15 protein-coding genes are annotated in these 18,591 nt (G+C 41.7%); 8 read left to right on the top strand and 7 right to left on the bottom strand.

What is annotated here, in order from left to right; translation table 11 throughout:
• Window positions 1-143 precede the first annotated feature (143 nt).
• On the bottom strand, window positions 144-1,025 hold the full coding sequence (locus tag MHH50_RS02120) for a nucleotidyltransferase domain-containing protein (protein WP_340033891.1): 882 nt from the start codon (window positions 1,023-1,025) through the stop codon (window positions 144-146).
• Window positions 1,026-1,210: 185 nt separating this feature from the next.
• On the opposite strand from MHH50_RS02120, the gene MHH50_RS02115 reads away from it, so the two are divergent.
• Window positions 1,211-2,257, top strand: a complete 1,047-nt coding sequence (locus MHH50_RS02115) for a YncE family protein (protein WP_340033890.1) — start codon at window positions 1,211-1,213, stop codon at window positions 2,255-2,257.
• Between the two features lie 46 nt (window positions 2,258-2,303).
• Here MHH50_RS02115 and MHH50_RS02110 read toward each other — a convergent pair whose 3' ends face one another.
• Window positions 2,304-3,827, bottom strand: a complete 1,524-nt coding sequence (locus MHH50_RS02110; protein WP_076124605.1) for a DHA2 family efflux MFS transporter permease subunit — start codon at window positions 3,825-3,827, stop codon at window positions 2,304-2,306.
• A gap of 204 nt (window positions 3,828-4,031) precedes the next feature.
• Between MHH50_RS02110 and MHH50_RS02105 the strand changes: the two genes are divergently transcribed.
• From MHH50_RS02105 to MHH50_RS02085, 5 genes are all read left to right on the top strand, one after another.
• Window positions 4,032-4,922, top strand: coding sequence for a TetR/AcrR family transcriptional regulator (locus MHH50_RS02105; protein WP_248549116.1), 891 nt, complete (start codon window positions 4,032-4,034; stop codon window positions 4,920-4,922).
• Window positions 4,923-4,999: 77 nt separating this feature from the next.
• Window positions 5,000-5,689 (top strand): response regulator transcription factor, encoded by a 690-nt coding sequence (locus MHH50_RS02100; protein WP_076124606.1) that lies wholly within the window; start codon window positions 5,000-5,002, stop codon window positions 5,687-5,689.
• Window positions 5,686-6,690: a sensor histidine kinase gene (locus MHH50_RS02095; protein WP_340033889.1), complete on the top strand. Its 1,005-nt coding sequence runs from the start codon at window positions 5,686-5,688 to the stop codon at window positions 6,688-6,690. Before MHH50_RS02100 ends, MHH50_RS02095 begins: the two co-directional genes overlap by 4 nt.
• Before the next feature lie 106 nt (window positions 6,691-6,796).
• Window positions 6,797-7,558, top strand: a complete 762-nt coding sequence (locus MHH50_RS02090; protein WP_038568421.1) for an ABC transporter ATP-binding protein — start codon at window positions 6,797-6,799, stop codon at window positions 7,556-7,558.
• The gene (locus MHH50_RS02085; protein ID WP_076185672.1) at window positions 7,548-9,494 is read left to right on the top strand and encodes an ABC transporter permease; all 1,947 of its coding nucleotides are present in this window, start codon (window positions 7,548-7,550) and stop codon (window positions 9,492-9,494) included. The genes MHH50_RS02090 and MHH50_RS02085 overlap by 11 nt, the downstream gene beginning before the upstream one ends.
• A 214-nt stretch (window positions 9,495-9,708) precedes the next feature.
• On the opposite strand, the gene MHH50_RS02080 is transcribed toward MHH50_RS02085, so the two are convergent.
• Window positions 9,709-10,380, bottom strand: coding sequence for an O-methyltransferase (locus tag MHH50_RS02080; RefSeq protein ID WP_076307944.1), 672 nt, complete (start codon window positions 10,378-10,380; stop codon window positions 9,709-9,711).
• Between the two features lie 339 nt (window positions 10,381-10,719).
• On the opposite strand from MHH50_RS02080, the gene MHH50_RS02075 reads away from it, so the two are divergent.
• Window positions 10,720-11,616 (top strand): LysR family transcriptional regulator, encoded by an 897-nt coding sequence (locus MHH50_RS02075; RefSeq protein WP_076124612.1) that lies wholly within the window; start codon window positions 10,720-10,722, stop codon window positions 11,614-11,616.
• 66 nt (window positions 11,617-11,682) lie between these two features.
• On the opposite strand, the gene MHH50_RS02070 is transcribed toward MHH50_RS02075, so the two are convergent.
• From MHH50_RS02070 to MHH50_RS02060, 3 genes are all read right to left on the bottom strand, one after another.
• Window positions 11,683-12,165, bottom strand: coding sequence for an NUDIX hydrolase (locus tag MHH50_RS02070; RefSeq protein ID WP_076101239.1), 483 nt, complete (start codon window positions 12,163-12,165; stop codon window positions 11,683-11,685).
• Between the two features lie 35 nt (window positions 12,166-12,200).
• A complete protein-coding gene (locus MHH50_RS02065; RefSeq protein WP_076307945.1) occupies window positions 12,201-13,916 on the bottom strand; it encodes an ABC transporter ATP-binding protein in 1,716 nt (571 codons plus the stop codon).
• A gap of 306 nt (window positions 13,917-14,222) precedes the next feature.
• Window positions 14,223-16,475 carry a glycoside hydrolase family 127 protein gene (locus tag MHH50_RS02060; RefSeq protein WP_076307946.1) on the bottom strand — a complete coding sequence of 751 codons (2,253 nt, stop codon included), beginning with the start codon at window positions 16,473-16,475 and terminating at the stop codon, window positions 14,223-14,225.
• 145 nt (window positions 16,476-16,620) lie between these two features.
• Between MHH50_RS02060 and MHH50_RS02055 the strand changes: the two genes are divergently transcribed.
• Window positions 16,621-17,514 (top strand): helix-turn-helix transcriptional regulator, encoded by an 894-nt coding sequence (locus MHH50_RS02055; RefSeq protein WP_076307947.1) that lies wholly within the window; start codon window positions 16,621-16,623, stop codon window positions 17,512-17,514.
• Window positions 17,515-17,561: 47 nt separating this feature from the next.
• Here the strand turns inward: MHH50_RS02055 and MHH50_RS02050 are convergent, their stop codons facing one another.
• Window positions 17,562-18,539, bottom strand: coding sequence for a phosphotransferase (locus tag MHH50_RS02050; RefSeq protein WP_076307948.1), 978 nt, complete (start codon window positions 18,537-18,539; stop codon window positions 17,562-17,564).
• Between the last annotated feature and the right edge of the window lie 52 nt (window positions 18,540-18,591).

Below are 18,591 nucleotides of genomic sequence, written 5' to 3'. Positions count from 1 at the left end.
TAAGTTACTTAATCACCACAGCTACTACGCTACCCAAACACTTCAGCCATTCCACCGCTTCAACCATTTCAGCCCACTACAGCCATCCCCAGCAACCCCGCCACCACAGCTACTCTACTCACCCAAACACCCTATAGCTCCACTCACTCCTCCATAAACTTCCACCACTCTACTAACCAAGGTTCATCGATCCCCCGCATGCGGAATTCCTCTACAAGTATCTTCCGGAATCGTTTTTCCATTTTGACAAAGTTATTATCCTCTTGGTACATAGGGGCAAAGGATTCATCATCTCTAATAAAACTCCAAAAATCGCCTGCACACTCCAAAATCTTTTGGCCGACAGTCGTTTGTTTGGCTACAGGTACCAGCCATTTGTCATAGGGGTAGGGGTGACCTTCAATAGTAATGGCACAGCGTAATGCTTCTTTATAAAGAGAAACCGCTAAAAATAAAATAGGAAAGGCGTCGCCACGCACTACAGGATTATCTAAGCTTTTGGCATAACTTCGTAACTGTATGTATGAATTCTTACGAAATCTCATTAGGACTCCAGGTTGGAGGGGCACATAGGCATCAAAAAGTGACTTTACATCCAATCGGTCATAGTAGATATAAGAAATAGAAGCATTCCACAGCCATTCCATATTTCCGCTCATTAACGCCGCTTTGATTTCTGATATTTTATGCAGTGTGTAATGTCCGGTCTTGCCGCTGGGAAGTCGTAAATCCATAAAAAAACTACTTTGCTCCGGGATCAGCCCCGCTTGCTCGAACCGATGATTAATGCTGCTATAATACTCGTCCTGACAAATAATGATTACATCCACATCCGACTGCTCATCCACCACACCAAGTGCGGTCGATCCATCAAGGAGAATACTTACCCGCTGACTCTCCTCTTTCATTAACGGATGATTTAGAATTTCTTGTGTGAAATACTGCCCAATTTCCTCTAATAATTCGCTATGAACCTGCATCTTATCAGGTGTTAATAAAATATCCGACAACACTGATTTCACCATTTCAACCCCAACCTCCAATCAATCTCAATTTCTCAAAAAATAAAACGCTTACACCTAACCTAATATTTGGATAATGGAGTACCATTCTACACTCCTAATATATATCTTGCAAGGATAAATGAAGTACCCTTTTGCCTAAGCCTAAATATAATGAAGTATCTATTTACTTGGAAAGGGGTAAAAGCATGGCGCAGCCAAAAGTGATTGCTACAGTCCGCTCTGCCGGACCGATCGGAGATATAAAAGTAAATGTCGTCACGAATCGAGTATACTTTGTAAACCCAGACACCGAGGCTGGAACTATCGGGGTATTGGAGGGCAGAACTAATCGCATTATCGCTCGGATCCCTGTAGGAAGACTGCCGTCTCAGCTCGGAATCAACCCCCAAACCAACCGGATTTATGTACCTAACTTCCGTGACGAAAACGTATCTGTCATAAACGGGCGGACAAACCAGGTAATCAAAACTGTCAAAGTAGGCCGATTCCCAGACAATATCGGAGTAAATGTTCGAACCAATCTGATTTATGTAACTAGCGCATTCGGAACCCTATTCGTCATAGACGGGAAAACAAATCAGGTCCGTAAAAAGATTGAAATCGGTGGACGCCCCTCCAGAATTGTTATCAATGAGCTTACCAACCGTGTCTATGTGACCAATACAGTAAATGATAGCGTCACCGTCATTAACGGAACTACACAGGCGATCATTGCGACAATAAAAGTCGGAAGTAACCCCGTGATAGCGCCAGCACTTAATAAAATTACCAATCGTATTTATGTCGCTAATAACTTGAGCCGGTTTCTTTCTGTGATCAATGGCCGAACCAATAAATTGTTGCGTAGTGTACAGCTGGGACGTTTGCAAAGTGAGGTCGTTATAAATCCGCTGACGAATCGTATTTATGTCTCAAGTGCACAAGTGGAGGGTAAGGGCAGGCTGTTTGTCATAGACGGGCGCAACAACAAAATTATAACCACAAAGGTGTTGCCTACCTCCTCCAACATGATTATCAACCCGAATACAAATCATTTATTTGTTGGTAATTTTGATAAGAATCATATGTCCGTTTATAACGCCACCACGTTTAAACGGCTCGCAAGATTCTCCTCCGTATCAGGCAGCACTGTGCTAAACCCGCTCACAAATAGAATTTATGTAGGTGGAAACGACTCCATAACGGTCATTCAGGATGGACCAAGACTCACTCAGAGTTCTATTTTTAATTAAGACAAAAAGACGCCCACCATAGGTGAGCGTCTTTCTACATATCAAATTACATCGATCTAGCGGATGAAACTTGTTTAACAGCCACTTTTTCCTCGACTGTTTCTGTATCCTTAGGCTGTATCCCTCTTTTTATGAAGAAAGCTAGGATAAAGGCAATAATGGCAACGCCTACTGACACTAAGAACGCATCATTAATTCCTTCGATCGTTGCTTTTGCGATGACTTGGTTTTGAATGCCAAGCAATTGCTCTGCAGAAGGCTTAGCCGTTAATTTACTCACAGCCTCAGCTACCATATCTTTGACATGTGAAGTAGTACTGTTAGACATAATCGTTACAAGCAGCGCCCCGCCAATCGCCCCGGAGACTTGCTGAATCGTACTGTTCATGGCTGTACCATGTGGTGTATATTTAGCCGGGATGGAGTTCAGACCATTGGTCATCACAGGCATCATAACCATTGAAATCCCGAACATTCTCACAGAATACAAAATCATAAGTGTCGAATATTTCGTTGTCTCAGTTAGATCACTAAAGAAATACGTACTGATCACTACGATAGCCAGACCGATTAACGCTAAGACTTTGCCGCCGAATTTATCGAACAATTTACCTGTGATTGGAGACATAACCCCCATAATCAACGCACCAGGCAACATTAGGAGTCCCGAATCCAGAGGTGAAATACCTCTAATATTTTGCAGATAAATCGGCATTAACATCATGGCTGAGAACATCGCCATATTCAGTGTAATCGAAATCGCTGAGGATAAAGCGAACATCGGATATTTGTACACTCTGAAGTTAAGCATAGGCTCCTTCATCTTCATCTGGCGCATAATGAATATCACTAAACCAATAACCCCGATAATAAGGGTGGAGTAGACCATTGGATCATCCCATCCTTTATTCCCAGCGGAACTGAAGCCGTATAGAAGACCCCCGAACCCAATCGCTGATAGAACTACAGATAGAATATCAATTTTAATAGCCACATCTTTTTTAGGATCATGCAGTTTGAAGAAGGCAAGAATGAACACCAATACGGCGATCGGTGCAATCATAAAGAACAGCACAGGCCATTCATAATGCTGAATAATCCATCCTGAGAGTGTAGGACCAATGGCTGGTGCAAAAATCATAACCAAACCAAACATCCCCATGGCCGAGCCACGTTTTTCAGGTGGAAATGTGGTGAACAATACATTCATTAATAATGGCATCATAATCGCGGCCCCTGAGGCTTGGACCATTCTCGCAATCAATAATACAGGGAAACTTGGAGCAAAGCCTCCAATGAAGGTCCCTATTGCAAATAATCCAATGGCGATTAGGAATAATCGTCTGGCTGTATACTTTTGAATTAAAAAGGCCGTTGAAGGAATCATGATCCCGTTCACTAACATATAACCCGTCGATAACCACTGTACCGTTGAGGCACTGACATCAAAATCCTTCATAATCGATGGTAAAGCTATATTGAGCAAGGTATTACTCAGTAAAGCAACAAATGCACCAATCATAAGGATTGCCAAAATCCCATAGGACGCTTTACTTTCTTTCGTTTTCATTTTGGAATCCTCCATTCTATAATCATACCGTCGGTTCAATTTTGAACTTATGTTACAATGTAGAATATATTACTCTTATATTTACTGCTTGGCAAGTCAGAATTCATTTAAAAACTAAATTGTATTAAGTGGAAATATAAGCTAGTCTATTCTACGTGAAGTGTTTTTTTGCACAAAAGAGTCCAGCTTAAAGGGGCACCTAAGATGATAAATAAACGGAAAGAGCAAGTGATTCAAAAAGCACATGAATTATTTATTGAAAAAGGCTACCACGCCACATCCATACAGGACATTCTGAATCACAGCCGGATCTCCAAAGGATCTTTTTATAATTATTTTCCTTCCAAGGGGGATCTCTTTAAAGCTGTATTCACCTCTATTCATGACCAGCTGGAAGAAGGCAGAAATGGCCTGCTCATTGGCCAGGACCCCTCTGACATTGATATATTCGCTAAACAAGTTCAACTGGTTATGAAAATCAATAAAAAAAATAAATTGTTGCAGCTGGTTGAAGATGCCCTGGTCTCCAATGATCCGGATTTAATTACGTTCATCAAAAAAACTAAATTCACCTTATTAACCTGGGTGCATGAACGTTTCCTGCATATATTTTCTGAAGATAAAAAACCCTATCTACTGGATGGAGCCATCATTTTCACAGGCATCTTGCAACATATGCTGCAAATTAACAGTGCCATGAATGAAGTCATTACCTCTCAACAAATCATTAATTATTGCACTACTCTTATCCAGACGATTGTTGAGGACTTAAGTGAAAAAGGAATGCAGCTTATCTCCCCCGATCATGTAGGGAAACTATTGCCTGTTGCTGAATACACTGATTTTTTTAATAATGATTTATCGTTTGCGACCGTAAGCTTAAAAAAAATCATTGATAAATCATTCGCCGCCGATGATCCCAGCCTGTCCAATGCACTGAAGCTGTTATATTTTATCCAAGAAGAGATCATGAACAATAAGGAACCAAGAGAGTTCTTAATCGAAAGCGCCCTGCTCTCCTTGAAAATGTGCCCTCAGTTTAATGAAACGAAGGAATTTGCACATTATCAGACAGTGTTATCTGCAATGCTCTAAGCACAATCAAAGTATGGCTTCAATCATTTAAGCGTATTCTAAACGCAAGGCACGAAACTAAAAGTGTGGTGACCGATTTGTTCAAGCTTTTATTAATCGAAGATGATACAACGCTGTTTAATGAGATCAAAGAACGGCTTACGCAGTGGTCTTATGATGTATATGGCATTCAAGATTTCAACAATGTTACGCAGGAATTCACGGAAATCAAACCTGATTTAGTGATAATTGATATCCAATTACCCAAATTCGATGGATTTCATTGGTGCAGAATGATTCGCTCTCACTCTAATCTGCCGATTATCTTCTTATCCTCTCGGGATCATCCGACAGATATGGTGATGTCCATGCAGCTGGGAGCCGATGATTATATCCAAAAGCCCTTCCATTTCGATGTACTCATTGCCAAGGTGCAAGCCATTCTCCGGCGGGTGTACAATTACAATACGGATAACATTGAACTCAAAACGTGGTGCGGAGCTACCGTCGATTATGAGCGGAATTCAGTGACCAACGACACGGGAACGATTGAGCTTACCAAAAATGAGATTTTCATATTGAAATTGCTCATTGAGAAAAAGAATAAAATTGTCACCCGCGAGGAATTAATTAATAGCTTATGGGACGATAAGCGCTTTATTAGCGATAACACCCTTACCGTCAACGTAAATCGGCTGCGCAAAAAGCTCGACGAGCTTGAATTAGGGGCATTTATTGAGACGAAGGTTGGACAAGGCTACGTAGCCATTGAAGAGGATTCTCTATGATTAAAAAGTACCTGCTCGAAAGACTCGGTTGGATTTTGCTTTTTCTTTTTGTACATCTATTTATGCTCTTTATCACCTTTATGGACCCGACCATCCCCCTGTCTTCAGTGCTCTATCTGGTCTCTTTATCGATGATTTTTTTCGTAATTTTTCTAGTCATTCGCTATCCTAAGGAAACCAGATTTTATAAAAGCTTAAATGAGCGCGACGATGATCTCGATCTGACAAGCATCGCTCTTGCCGAAAGTCCTTTTGAGAAAATCATCGAAGAGAGCATCACCAACCAAGTGAAATTGTTAAGGCGGACTGCTTCAGACAATTTAATGAATTTGGAGCAAGAGAAGGATGAGCTGTTATCCTGGATTCATGAAGTAAAGACTCCACTGACCGCAATGCATCTAATGATTGAGCGTATAGAAGATGATGTTATGAAGGGGCACTTGACCTATGAGTGGCTGCGTATTCATCTGCTCCTGGATCAGCAGCTCCATCAAAGACGGATACCATTTATTGAAAACGACCTGTACATGGAGCAAATCGATATAGAAACGCTTATTTTTAGTGAGATTAAGACATTACAATCTTGGTGTATTCAGAAGGGAATCGGCTTTGAGTTGAACTTAGAAGCTGCTGAAGTGCTTAGTGATGCTAAATGGCTGGCTTTTATCCTCAGACAACTTCTAACCAACGCCGTAAAATATAGTGAGGCTTCTGATATTACAGTGAATAGCTACCAGCAAGCTGAACATATCGTTCTTGAGGTGAAGGATTGCGGGCGCGGGATAGATCCGAAGGACCTGCCGCGCATCTTCGACAGAGGGTTTACTTCCACTACTGTACATCGCGACAATGCCGCCACAGGCATGGGCTTATATTTAGCTCAGAAAGCAGCTCAATCCTTACTCATCATCATCGGGGTTCAATCCAAGCTCGGAGCGGGATCAACATTTACGCTAACCTTCCCACTCAAAAATGAATTCGTTAGAATCTCAAGCATGTGACAACAATGTCACATGCTTTTATATTTTGTTCGGGCAATCGCAGGATAAGAACAATAAACTTTTTTATAATAAAGCTATACAAGAAGAAACGAAGGAGTGAATCATTATGGCAATTCTAGAAGCTACTAAAATTCATAAAAGCTATGGCAATAAATTAAACAAACAATCCGTGTTAAGCGGACTCGATATTCGTATAGAAGAAGGCGAATTCGTTGGCATCATGGGGCCTTCCGGTTCAGGTAAAACCACCCTACTCAACGTACTCTCGTCGATCGACAAAATCAGTAACGGATCTATTACCATCGAGGGCAATGAAATCTCCAATATGAAAGAGAAGCAGCTTGCTGAATTTCGCAAGAATCATTTAGGTTTTATATTTCAAGAATATAATCTCTTGGACACGCTGACGGTAAAGGAAAACATCCTGCTGCCACTATCCATTACCAATACACCCAAGAAAGCCGCCAATCAGAAATTCGAAAGTCTCGCAAAGGAATTGGGGATTTTGGAATTAAAAAATAAGTACCCCAATGAAATCTCTGGCGGTCAAAAACAACGTACCTCAGCAGCTCGTGCCTTCATTCATGATCCAAGTATTATTTTTGCAGATGAGCCTACCGGGGCGCTGGATTCTAAATCCGCTTCTGATTTATTAAATAAGCTAAGTGAACTCAATCAAAAACGAAAAGCAACTATCGTTATGGTTACACATGATCCAGTGGCTGCCAGTTATTGCAGTAGAGTTATTTTTATAAAAGATGGAAAAATCTATACGCAACTAAATAAAGGAGAACAATCAAGACAAGTTTTCTTCAACGACATTATAAAAACACAGGGTGTATTAGGCGGTGTGCAGAATGAGCATTAATGTATTAATGATTCGAAATCTGCGAAAAAACATCCGAAATTACTACCTATACGTATTTGCGCTAGTTTTTAGTGTGGCCTTATATTTCGCCTTTGTCACCTTGCAATATGATCCCTCGATGGATGAGCTGGAAAGCTCTATCAAAGGGGGCGCAGCCATCACGGCTGCCTCGGTTTTACTAGTCGTAATTGTCTCTATTTTCCTGTTGTATGCTAATACGATCTTTATCAAACGACGCGGCAAAGAAATTGGCTTATTTCAGTTAATTGGAATGACCAAAAATAAAATTTTCCGCATTCTTTCGGCAGAGAACTTTATCCTATATTTCGGTTCCTTGATCCTGGGGATATTAGTAGGCTTTTCTATCTCAAAATTGATCCTCATGATCTTATTTAAAATAATGGGGGTCGATGCTATAGCCTCCCTTCATTTCTCTATCGAAGCTTTGATTCAGACATTGATCGTATTCTGTGTGATTTATCTTTTGATCATGCTGATGAATTATGGATTTATTAAAAGACAAAGTATCTTATCCTTGTTCCGGGTGACCTCAACAACAGAAGGTACAGTGAAAAAGTTATCCTTCTTTGAAATGATCATAGGGATTGTCGGAATTGGCCTAATCCTACTGGGCTATGTGCTCTCCTCTAAATTACTTACCGACGACGTAACCTCAATGAATCAATTGGCTATATCCATGATTACTATTTTGGGATCCGTCATTATTGGGACCTATCTATTTTATAAAGGCTCGGTAAGTTTTATTTTTCATATCATTCGTAAGCGGAAAAACGGCTATCTGAACATTAGAGAGGTTCTATCTCTTTCCTCCATTATGTTTCGCATGAAATCCAATGCCGTATTATTGACCATCATCACAACCGTATCGGCACTAGCCCTGGGTTTATTATCCCTTAGCTACATTTCCTTTTACTCTGCTGAGAAAACTTCCAAGCAATATGTCCCAACGGATTTTGTATTCACGAATGCCCAAGAGGCTGAACAATTTACAAAGATCCTAACGGCAAATGATTTAGTATTTACAGAAAGAAGGACCCAAGTCCTTCAGGTCGATGTAGATGTTGAAGAGATTCTTGTTAAAAAACCGGACGGAGACAATATGTTTTCAAATATTATGACCCTGGCGGTCATAAGTGAAAATGCACTTGAAGACGTTGATCTAACTCCAGATAAAGCTTATTTTACGAAATCAAGCAGTGCACTGGATAATTTTGTTACTATGAAAGATAAAGGTGCGATTGAACTCAAAGGGTTACATGAGGTTTTTCCACAGGATTATAAAAGATTAGATATCGAAAGTCCCATTTCAGGGTATTACACAGGAGGTGGCTTACCGGTTGCGGTTGTAGACGAATCGATCTTTAAGCGCTTAAAGAAGGATTTAGATCCTGCCCTTCAAAGAGGATCCTCCCTTAATATCGGGATTGATATGAAAGTCCGGGCCAGCGTTGAACAGGCAAATGAACTTTTTAAGACCTTGAAATTTGATGAGAAAAACAAACAAGACTCTCAATTAGAGTCGATAAAAGGTCAAAAACAAAATATGGGACTCATTATGTTTATCGTTGCTTTTCTGGGGTTAACCTTCTTGATTACCTCCGGATGTATTCTATACTTTAAACAAATGGATGAAAGTGAAAATGAAAAACCTAACTACACCATTCTGAGAAAGCTAGGGTTCACGCAAGGTGATTTGCTCAGAGGTATACAGATGAAGCAATTGTTCAACTTCGGTATTCCATTAGTCATAGGTCTGCTTCACAGCTACTTCGCCGTTAAATCCGGCTGGTTCTTATTCGGCACAGAGCTTTGGACACCGATGATTCTGGTGATGCTGTTATACACTGCTTTGTATTCGATCTTTGCAATATTGTCCGTCTTCTATTACAAAAAGGTAATTAAAGAGGCGCTTTAAAATAACAAAGGTGTTCCAAAAGCCATCATGGCTTAGGGACACCTTTGTTTGATTTGATATCATTTACAGGTAGGAGGCACCGGCATCTATCGGACACAGATGAACCTCTTTCTAAGTAATAGCGTCACTGGAGTCCGAAACCCTGCTCTATAGGCTAAAAATTCGCAAATAACGCCAACGGGGTCCGTAACGCTAAGAGGATCTGTCGAATCCCTCAGCTATTCACAATCCCCAATACAAATCCATCATAACCTTTGCTTCCCACCGTCTGAATGGCAGTAGCCGAAATTCTAGGCTCTTCAGCCAACAGATCATAGAATTCCCGTACGCCTACTACACGAGCGTCTTCGCTATTCTCATTAATGACCTCCCCTTCACGAATCACATTATCTCCAAGGATCACCGTTCCTGGCTGGGAGAATTGCAGCGCCCACTTTAAATAGTTAGGATTATTCGGTTTATCGGCATCTATAAAAATAAAGTCGAAGGGTTCAACGCCCTCTTGTTTCATCTGAGACAGTTGCTCTAATGCATCCCCTACACGAAGCTCTACCAGATGATCCACCTCGGCAAGCGAAAGATTAGCTTTAGCTACCTGCGCATGAATAGGATCCAGCTCCAAGGTAACTATCTGTCCGTCAGACGGCAGGGCTCTTGCCATCCAAATCGTACTGTACCCGCCCAAGGTGCCAATCTCCAAAATCCGGCGTGCACCTTTCATTTGCACCAGTAGATTGAGGAATTTCCCCTGACTAGGCGAAACATCAAAGGGCGGCAACCCTGCCTGTTGATTGGTGACCAACACTTCTTCCAATACAACGTCCTGTGGAATCAGGCGCTCTGTAATATACTGATCGACTTTATCCCAAGTAGTCGTTTGATTCATATTTATCACTTCTCCTTTAGTATTGATTTTGGTTTAGATGAACTTATAAATTCCACATTTAGGGATCGTTCGTAACTACGAGGAGTGTTTGGACTTCCGGTCGCTGTTGTCTCCAGATTTCTTCAATTTAAACACTGTTCATGGTTGAAATCCGGAGACAAAGGCGATCGCTACGCTCCTAAAGTTCCAAACCTCCTCTCCATTATTCCTTTCCCTAATCTCATCTTTCCAAGTTCATCTTTATATCTGTATTGTAAATCAGTTATAATCATAAATATAATATATCTTTATATTTAATTTATATATTTAATATATGAATCGAAGAATGGGAGTTTAACCATGAACCTACATGCCTTACGCTTATTCCATGTAATCGCATCGGCAGGCAGTGTGACACGCGCTTCAGAAATTTTAAATATAAGTCAGCCTGCCATCACTGCGCAGATTAAGAAGTTCGAAAAGGAACTGTCCTTTGCCCTATTTAAACCTCAAGGCAGAGGAATTGCTTTAACGGATGCAGGGGAAGAGCTTACTCTACTCGCCAAGCGACTGTTCGCCGTAGAACAACAAATTGAGCAATTCGCTCAAGATTATGTTAACGGCAGTAACGGATGTATCCGTCTAGCCGCAACGTATTTGCCTGCTCACTTTCTCATTCCTACCTGGATTGCAAAGTTTAAGCAGCAATATGAACAAGTGGAGATGATGATCACCACTACCAACTCAAGTGATGCCCTCAAGCAGCTGTTAAATGTAGATGTGGATATAGCTATTTATGGAGGAATCGCCGAGGCTTATCCAGATACAATCCAGACAGAGGAGTTATTTCAGGACGAGTTATGGTTTGTAGTCGCACCCGATCATCGTTATGCCAATCAGCAAGTTTCTCTATCCGAAATGATGAAGGAACCCTTCGTTATGCGTGAAGAAGGGAGTTCAACGCGGGAGCGATTATTATCTTTATGCCGCACATACAACACACCCGCTCCTATCATCTCTTTGCAATTTAATGGACTACATGAAGCCATCAAAGCCGTTATCGCCGGATATGGTGCAAACTTCGTTTCTTCATTAGTCGTACGCAAATATGTAGAGCGTGGAGAATTGTGCCGAGTATATGTAGAAGGCGTCCATCTGAAAAATACCATTGCGATCTGTACACGTAAAAATGAGCCCTTATCAGCAGCCGCAGTGAATTTAATTGAGATGATTCGACACAATCCTTATACGATATAGCGGAATGATTGCTCATTCCCAACAAAAGAGGCCTTCCCTTTCGGGAAAGCCTCTAAGCTTCTTTTTTTACACCGTCCGATCCAATTTAACTTCAAACGCACCTCCAGTTACATAATCCATGTACCTAGTATTTCCGTCGAAATCCAAATAAGCTTGATAGCGGGTACGAATAGCCGCTGCAGAAATCAGATCCAGCACCTTCTCCTTGGCTACCCACATCACTTCAGATGTTTCCTCCGAAGTACTTAATTCTCCACCCACGGGCTTGCAGATAAAGTCTAACATGACCTTGGTAGGAACATCCGTCTCACCGTCATACCATTTATGCATACCTGTATTCGAATACACGCCAATCAATTGAGAAACAACAACATCTATTCCACTTTCCTCTTTAATCTCGCGAATTAGTGCATCCATTAGGTTTTCTCCAACTTCCACTTGTCCTCCAGGAAATACCCACCCACCATGATGTGTTTTTACTAAAAGAATATCTCCCTCTTCATTTATTGCAATTCCACCCACCGCTACAATATGTGTTGGCCAAGCCATAGATAGCACCTCTTTTTTTAGAAGAGTCTAGCAATTTATCGATAATCTGTAAACGATATTTTTCTATTCCATAACGCTTTAAAAGCTTCGCACTGTTCTATTAAATCATCAAACTTCCCTTCCCCAACAATTGACCCTTGATCCACTACCAATATCTTATCAACGTCTTTTATAAAATTAAGCCTGTGGGCCACAATGATGATAGTTTTATCCTTAAATTCATTCAAAATCGTCTCCGTAAGACTTTGCTCAGTGATATTATCAAGCGCTGACACGGGCTCATCCAGAATTAGAATATTTCTTTTTTGGGCAATGACTCTGGCAAACGCTAATCGCTGTCTTTCGCCTCCTGATAATTTGAGACCTTTTTCGCCTACCAAAGTATCTAAGCGATCCGGTAAATGGCTTACTTTTTCCTGCAAATGAACTTTTCCCAGAATCTCATATAGCTCTTCATCGGACAGAGTATCCTCATCAAATACAATATTATCCCTTATCGTAGCATCAAAAATCGGCGTATCTTGGGATAGATAGGAAATATGATCATAGTAGCTATTCAAACGAATCTCATCGATATCCTTACCGTCCAGTAAGAGTTCACCTTCGCCCTTTTTTAATAACCCCACAATCAATTTAATCAGCGTAGATTTCCCGCCTCCACTTAATCCGACAATAGCAACAGAAGTTCCTCGCGTAAGCGAAAAAGACAGGTTATTCAGTATCTGCACATTCCCATAAGTAAAGGACACCTTCCTAAACTCAATATTGCCTTGGAGCTCAGTGATGGCTTCTCCGGATTCCAAGTTCTTATCTTCTGGGGCAGCAATAAATTCCTCGAATCTTCTGTAGGTCACTTTATTCAGTCTGTAATCTACAAATAAAACATTAAAGATGGCAATTGGGGTATAAATTTTATCGATGAACATAAACAATGCGACCACAATACCTAGTGAGGTCTCGCCTGCGACAATGCTTTTCACACCATAAATCAGGACAACAACTTTAATGATCGTGACAAATAACTCGAATATAGCAAAAAAAGCTTCATGGATCATTTTTAGCTGAGCATTTTTATGAATGATAGTGCGTGCAGTCTGGCTTAATTTATCGATCTCTTTCTCATATCTCTTGTTGGTTCTAAAGACGACCAATTCCATAAACCCGCGGATAGAGAATCTGGACATCTTTTCTTGCTCTTGGAGAATGGTAGCCTTCATGGCATACAGAAATTTCAACAACAGATTTGTTATCAGAAAGACAACCACGTAGCCAGCTGCAATCACTAACATGATCCTTAGATCATAGAAGCTGATAAAGACTAGACTGAATAGAAGAGTAGGTAACAACTCATGTAATGTTTTGAGAAAAAAAGAAAAAATAATGCTGTTTCCAGCCGCTGCCCCGTTCTCGATCACCTTAATCATCTGCCCTGTTCCCATATCCTGATACGCTTGATAATCCATTTTTGATATTTTGGACAGTGCAAGAATCTTTAACCGCTCCGTGATGCTGTTCGATAAAAACACACTCGGGTATTCGTCTATATAATTCAGGATCGCCACCCCAGCTAGCAGAAACCCATACACCATAATTAATGTGGATATTTCACCAAAACTGTTGATTACCGTGGCCTTATCTAATATTTTTTGAAAGACAACAACCCCTAAACTACTTAACAGCTGAATGGCAAAACCCAATAAAATATAACCACATACCCACCACTTTAGATGAGCTAGACTCTTTTTTAACATATCATTTATCCCCTCTTTTAATTGAATGCAAAAAAGCCAGGCGCCCCTATCCCACTGTAAAAAACCATCCACAAATAAACGGTTTTCTAAGTTAAATAGGTTAAGTGCCTGGCTCTACAAAAATAGCTGCCCATGGCACCGTTCAAAGCTCTAGTTAGTTGTAATCAAAAGGGTAGACTCCCCCCTTGATAGCTGGTACGCGTTTCACCCAGCCCGATAACTAGTTCCTTGTAACGGTACGGAAAGACATCCATTTCACCTCAATTAAAAGAATTGACCCTATTATAATTCTGTAAGCCTTTTTATTCAAGAATTACGTTTAACGATACGTAGTCCGGCCACTTGGCCAACCTTATGTCCTTCATGAGAAGCAAACTTGATCGTAACTGCTGATTTGCCGCTCGTGATCGGCTGCGGGAGTTCATAGCGAATCGTCTCCAGCTTATTCATCTCCTCAGACTCAAGAGTGCCTACACCAAGTTGCTCCCCATCCGCCAAAATATCAAATGCCAGCGAAGTATCGTTCGACTTCAGATACGTGACCACCAAATCCACTTGCTTATCCGGCAAAACTTCCATCGTGAAGGAGAACCAGCCATTGATCCAGCTGTCCCGATACTTGCGATTGTGGATTTTACCTAAGCCTACAAATTCACCTGTGAAATTATGATCGCGTTCAGGCTGCATTTCAGCAGGTTGTACCGAATCGACAGTTAACTGCTCAAGCAGCAAGTTATTCTCCACAGCTTCGCGATATTCAGCCTCTGCCAGCTTCCACTCTTCCGGTGTGAACAAATCCCAATACACGGAATAACGATGATCATGCATAGGGTAGAACGGACGAAGCTCATGATCCCCTGTATACCCTAAACCTTTCATCCGGAACACATTATTGCTCACATTAGATTGGATGAGGTTGTCCGTCAGTGTGTCCCGATCTCCGATTAATACGGAAGCAAGGGCGCGATCGCTATTGGTCTCTGCATTTATAGGCCCAAAATCACCTGCGAGCACAAGTGGCCCGTAAAGGAATGCAACTCGGTTCGGATTATCCGGCATCGTCTCGATTCTCACCGACATCGGAATATCGTATTCGACAACGTCTCCATCCTGCCACTCTCTATCCAAAGTAAAGTAGTTAGATTTGCCTACATTTACTTGAACATCTTCACCATTTACGCTAACACTCATCCCTTGCTCAGCCCAGTAAGGATATCTTAGCTTTAATGTGAATTTCGTTGGCTGTGCTGCACTGATCCGCAGTACACCTTGTCCCTCTGCCGGGAACTTGGTCTCTTGCTGCAAGCTAATGCCTTGCTCTTTCCAAGCCACTGTAGAAGGTACGTACTGATTGACATAAAGCTCATCTGCACTATGGAAGTATATCGCCGAGCCATACATAGAATGGCTTTCCATTCCCGAACCTACACAACACGTAAAGCTTTCGAACTGCGAATTAAACGATTTATGTCCACCCATCTCGAGAGATACGAAGTAACATACCCGGCCATCTACCGGCTCCTGAGAGGCTAAGATGTGGTTATACATCGCACGTTCGTAGTAATCCGCATACGCTGCATACGCATCCCATTGGAACATATGCTTAGTCAGCTTCAGCATGTTGTACGTGTTGCATGTCTCACAGGAACCTTCACCCAATCGATCATTTAACTTATCCGGTTCACCAAAATGCTCATTATAGCTGTTGCCGCCGATCACATAAGAATGATGATTCACGACCCGATCCCAGAAGAAGCGGGAAATACCTGCATAATGCTCCTGCCCAGTTACCTCATATTGTCTAGCAGCTCCGATGATTTTTGGAATCTGTGTATTAGCATGTCTTCCAGCTAGGGTATCTTTTTCTACGGCCAGATCATTAAGCACTTCCCCATGATAAAAGCTTTCCGCTAACGCGAGGAAACGATCTTCTCCGGAATCCTCTGCCAAATCCGTCAGCGCTTCATTCATGCCGCCAAACTCACAACGCAGCACCTCTTGGATCTGATCTTTACTCAGCCCTGCAAAAATATCCTCAAGCCACAGCCCCAGCTTCGTTTCAATAACGAGCGCCTTCTGATTGCCGGCCAATCGATAAGCATCGCGAAGACCTGCAAACAGCTTATGCATCGTGTAAAGCGGCACCCAACCTCCGTTGAGGTCAAAGCCCTGTGAGCGAATGTCGCCTGCCTTCACTTCCTCAAATAACTCCTTGCCACGAGGAATGCCGGAAATAAAGCCATTGCCATGCGCATCCTGACATAGCTCTAATTCATCTACTACATAATTCACGCGTTGTAGCAGCTCTTCATTTCCCGTAGAGGCATACATTAACGCACATCCAGAAATATAATGGCCTAACGTATGGCCGCTAATGCCCTGAGATTCCCAGCCCTCGTAGTGAGCAGCCTTAGGCTCTAAGCCAGCATATTCGCGAAAACGCGACAGAAGCCGATCTGCCTCAAGCTTGAGTAAATAATCAGTATTTAACTCCATCGCATGGAGAAGTGGACCTGAATCAATTCGTACGTTCTGTAGATCAAAAGCTTGCGTCTTCAATGAAATCGCTCCCTCGTAATCTTGTCAGGGTTAGATGACAAGTGTATATTTGTATCCATAAGATAACACCGGAACGTTGATTTGTCGGTAGATCAGTCGTACAAATAGTGGACAAACCCGACTTATTGATTGCTAGGAGGACCGCATGACCTACTTAAAAATAAATGCAGATGTACCTGTTCATTTTACAGCGGCAGGTGAATTTATCTCAGAAACACCATGGAAGCATGTGGAGCGTGTTATGGGGAACTACGAACTAATCATTGGGGTGAACGAAACGGTATATTTGAGTGAGGAGAACAAACAATTTGAAGTAGGCCCTGACGAAGCTCTTCTGCTCATGCCTAATCGCACACATGTCGGCTATAGAGAGTCACGACCCGGGGTTAAGTTTTATTGGTTTCATTTCGAACTGACAACCGAGGGGTTATTACTGAGTGAGGAGGAAATGAAGCCTGAGGCAGAAGAAATCTTTTCGCGCACACAGCGCTTATGGTCCGTACATGATCTATATCTGCCCCAAATCATAAAAATCGAACATAGTGACCGGATTCATATTCTGGCGAATCAAATCCTTCATGTGGCCAACTCGGGGTATTTAACCTATTCCAGCGTTAATTATTTGCTGACCTCGCTTTTAATTGAGCTGTCTGAGCATGCACTTCAGCCGTTCGCCAGTAAGCTGATCCGCGCACAGCAAGATGTCACCTTCGTCAAAATAGCTGAGTGGACAAGGATACATGCAAGCGAACCACTTACCGTGGCCATCATCGCGGATAAATTCAATTACAACAAGGACTATCTAGCTCGGCTATTTAAACAGCATACCTCCATGGGGCCATTAGAATATATCCATTCAGTACGTGTGACTAAAGCGAAGGAGCTACTAACCAGAACCGCATTAAGCGTGAGGGACATCGCGACAGAGACGGGATTCACCGACGATAAATATTTCATGCGCCTCTTCCGAAAATACGAAAACATGACACCCACCCAATATCGTAACGCTTATCATAAGACGTTTATGAATAATGACTGAAGTAAAGCCACCCCTAAATATGGAGTGGCTTCTTGTTTGGGTATTGTCTATTGGATAGAATGAACTTCACACCAATTACGTAGGAATTGCAGATTAGTATTGAAGTAATGATCGTTTTGCCACCCACAACTCCAAACCTGTGCGTTCCCTGTGTGCAGACCCATCAACCATATCTCCCGGATAGCAACAAATATAGAGATTGCCTTTAAATCGTTCTCAGATAATACTTTATGCTTTTGGTATGAGTTCAGGAAAACAGTCCATTGTTCATTGTCAAAATGCTCTCGTTCTTTCCCTCTAACCCTTGACCACAAAAACACGGAAACATCATAGGCCCTCCAGCCAAAACCTCCGCAATCAAAGTCGAAATGAGTCAGGGTATCCTCGTAGAAATGTACGTTCGCTCCATGAAGATCACCATGACATGCCCCCCAATCCAGCTCTGATGAGATTTCAGCTATGCTATTTGCCAATACTTCCGACAAAGATTCTAGATAATCGATATCCTCTTGCCTGTGGGATAAAGGCTTGCGAATCGATTGAAGCGGTTCTTTAAGCAGATGATCCAGATTAAGCGTAAATCTTTGCTGCCCACATTCGAAATCATCCATAGCCAGATGCATCTTAGCCACTTGTTCACCGTATAATTCACAGCTAGCTTTTTCATCGGAATAATTGCCTTTTGCAAAAGTAAACAGAACTGCGTAACGTGTTCCTTCAGGAGCCTCCAGCTCAATTAGGTAACCACCATCCCTGCTGATTACCGGAGCCGATACAGGGATATTCTTCTTATTTAAGTGATTCAATAACTCCAGTTCAAAATCAATCTCATGTTTATTTCGCCAATGAGCTTTATAGATCCTAAGAATGTATTTATCAATAGAGGTCTTTAGTAAATAGGTATCATTAAGTCCGTTCTCATAAAAACTACACTCCAAAACATCCCCGATTTCATAAAGATCATTAATTACGGGTACTATGGCATGGGAAGAAATTACGGAATGATACACCGGTAGTTTCAGCATATAAATCACCCTTCAACGTTAATTGCTACTCACTATTTATTTTCACGTTTGG

The organism is Paenibacillus sp. FSL H3-0302, from assembly GCF_037982245.1.
Lineage (GTDB): Bacteria > Bacillota > Bacilli > Paenibacillales > Paenibacillaceae > Paenibacillus_AQ > Paenibacillus_AQ odorifer.
The sequence above is the reverse complement of the archived record's forward strand: the minus strand, read 5'-3'. Positions and strand labels throughout refer to the sequence as shown.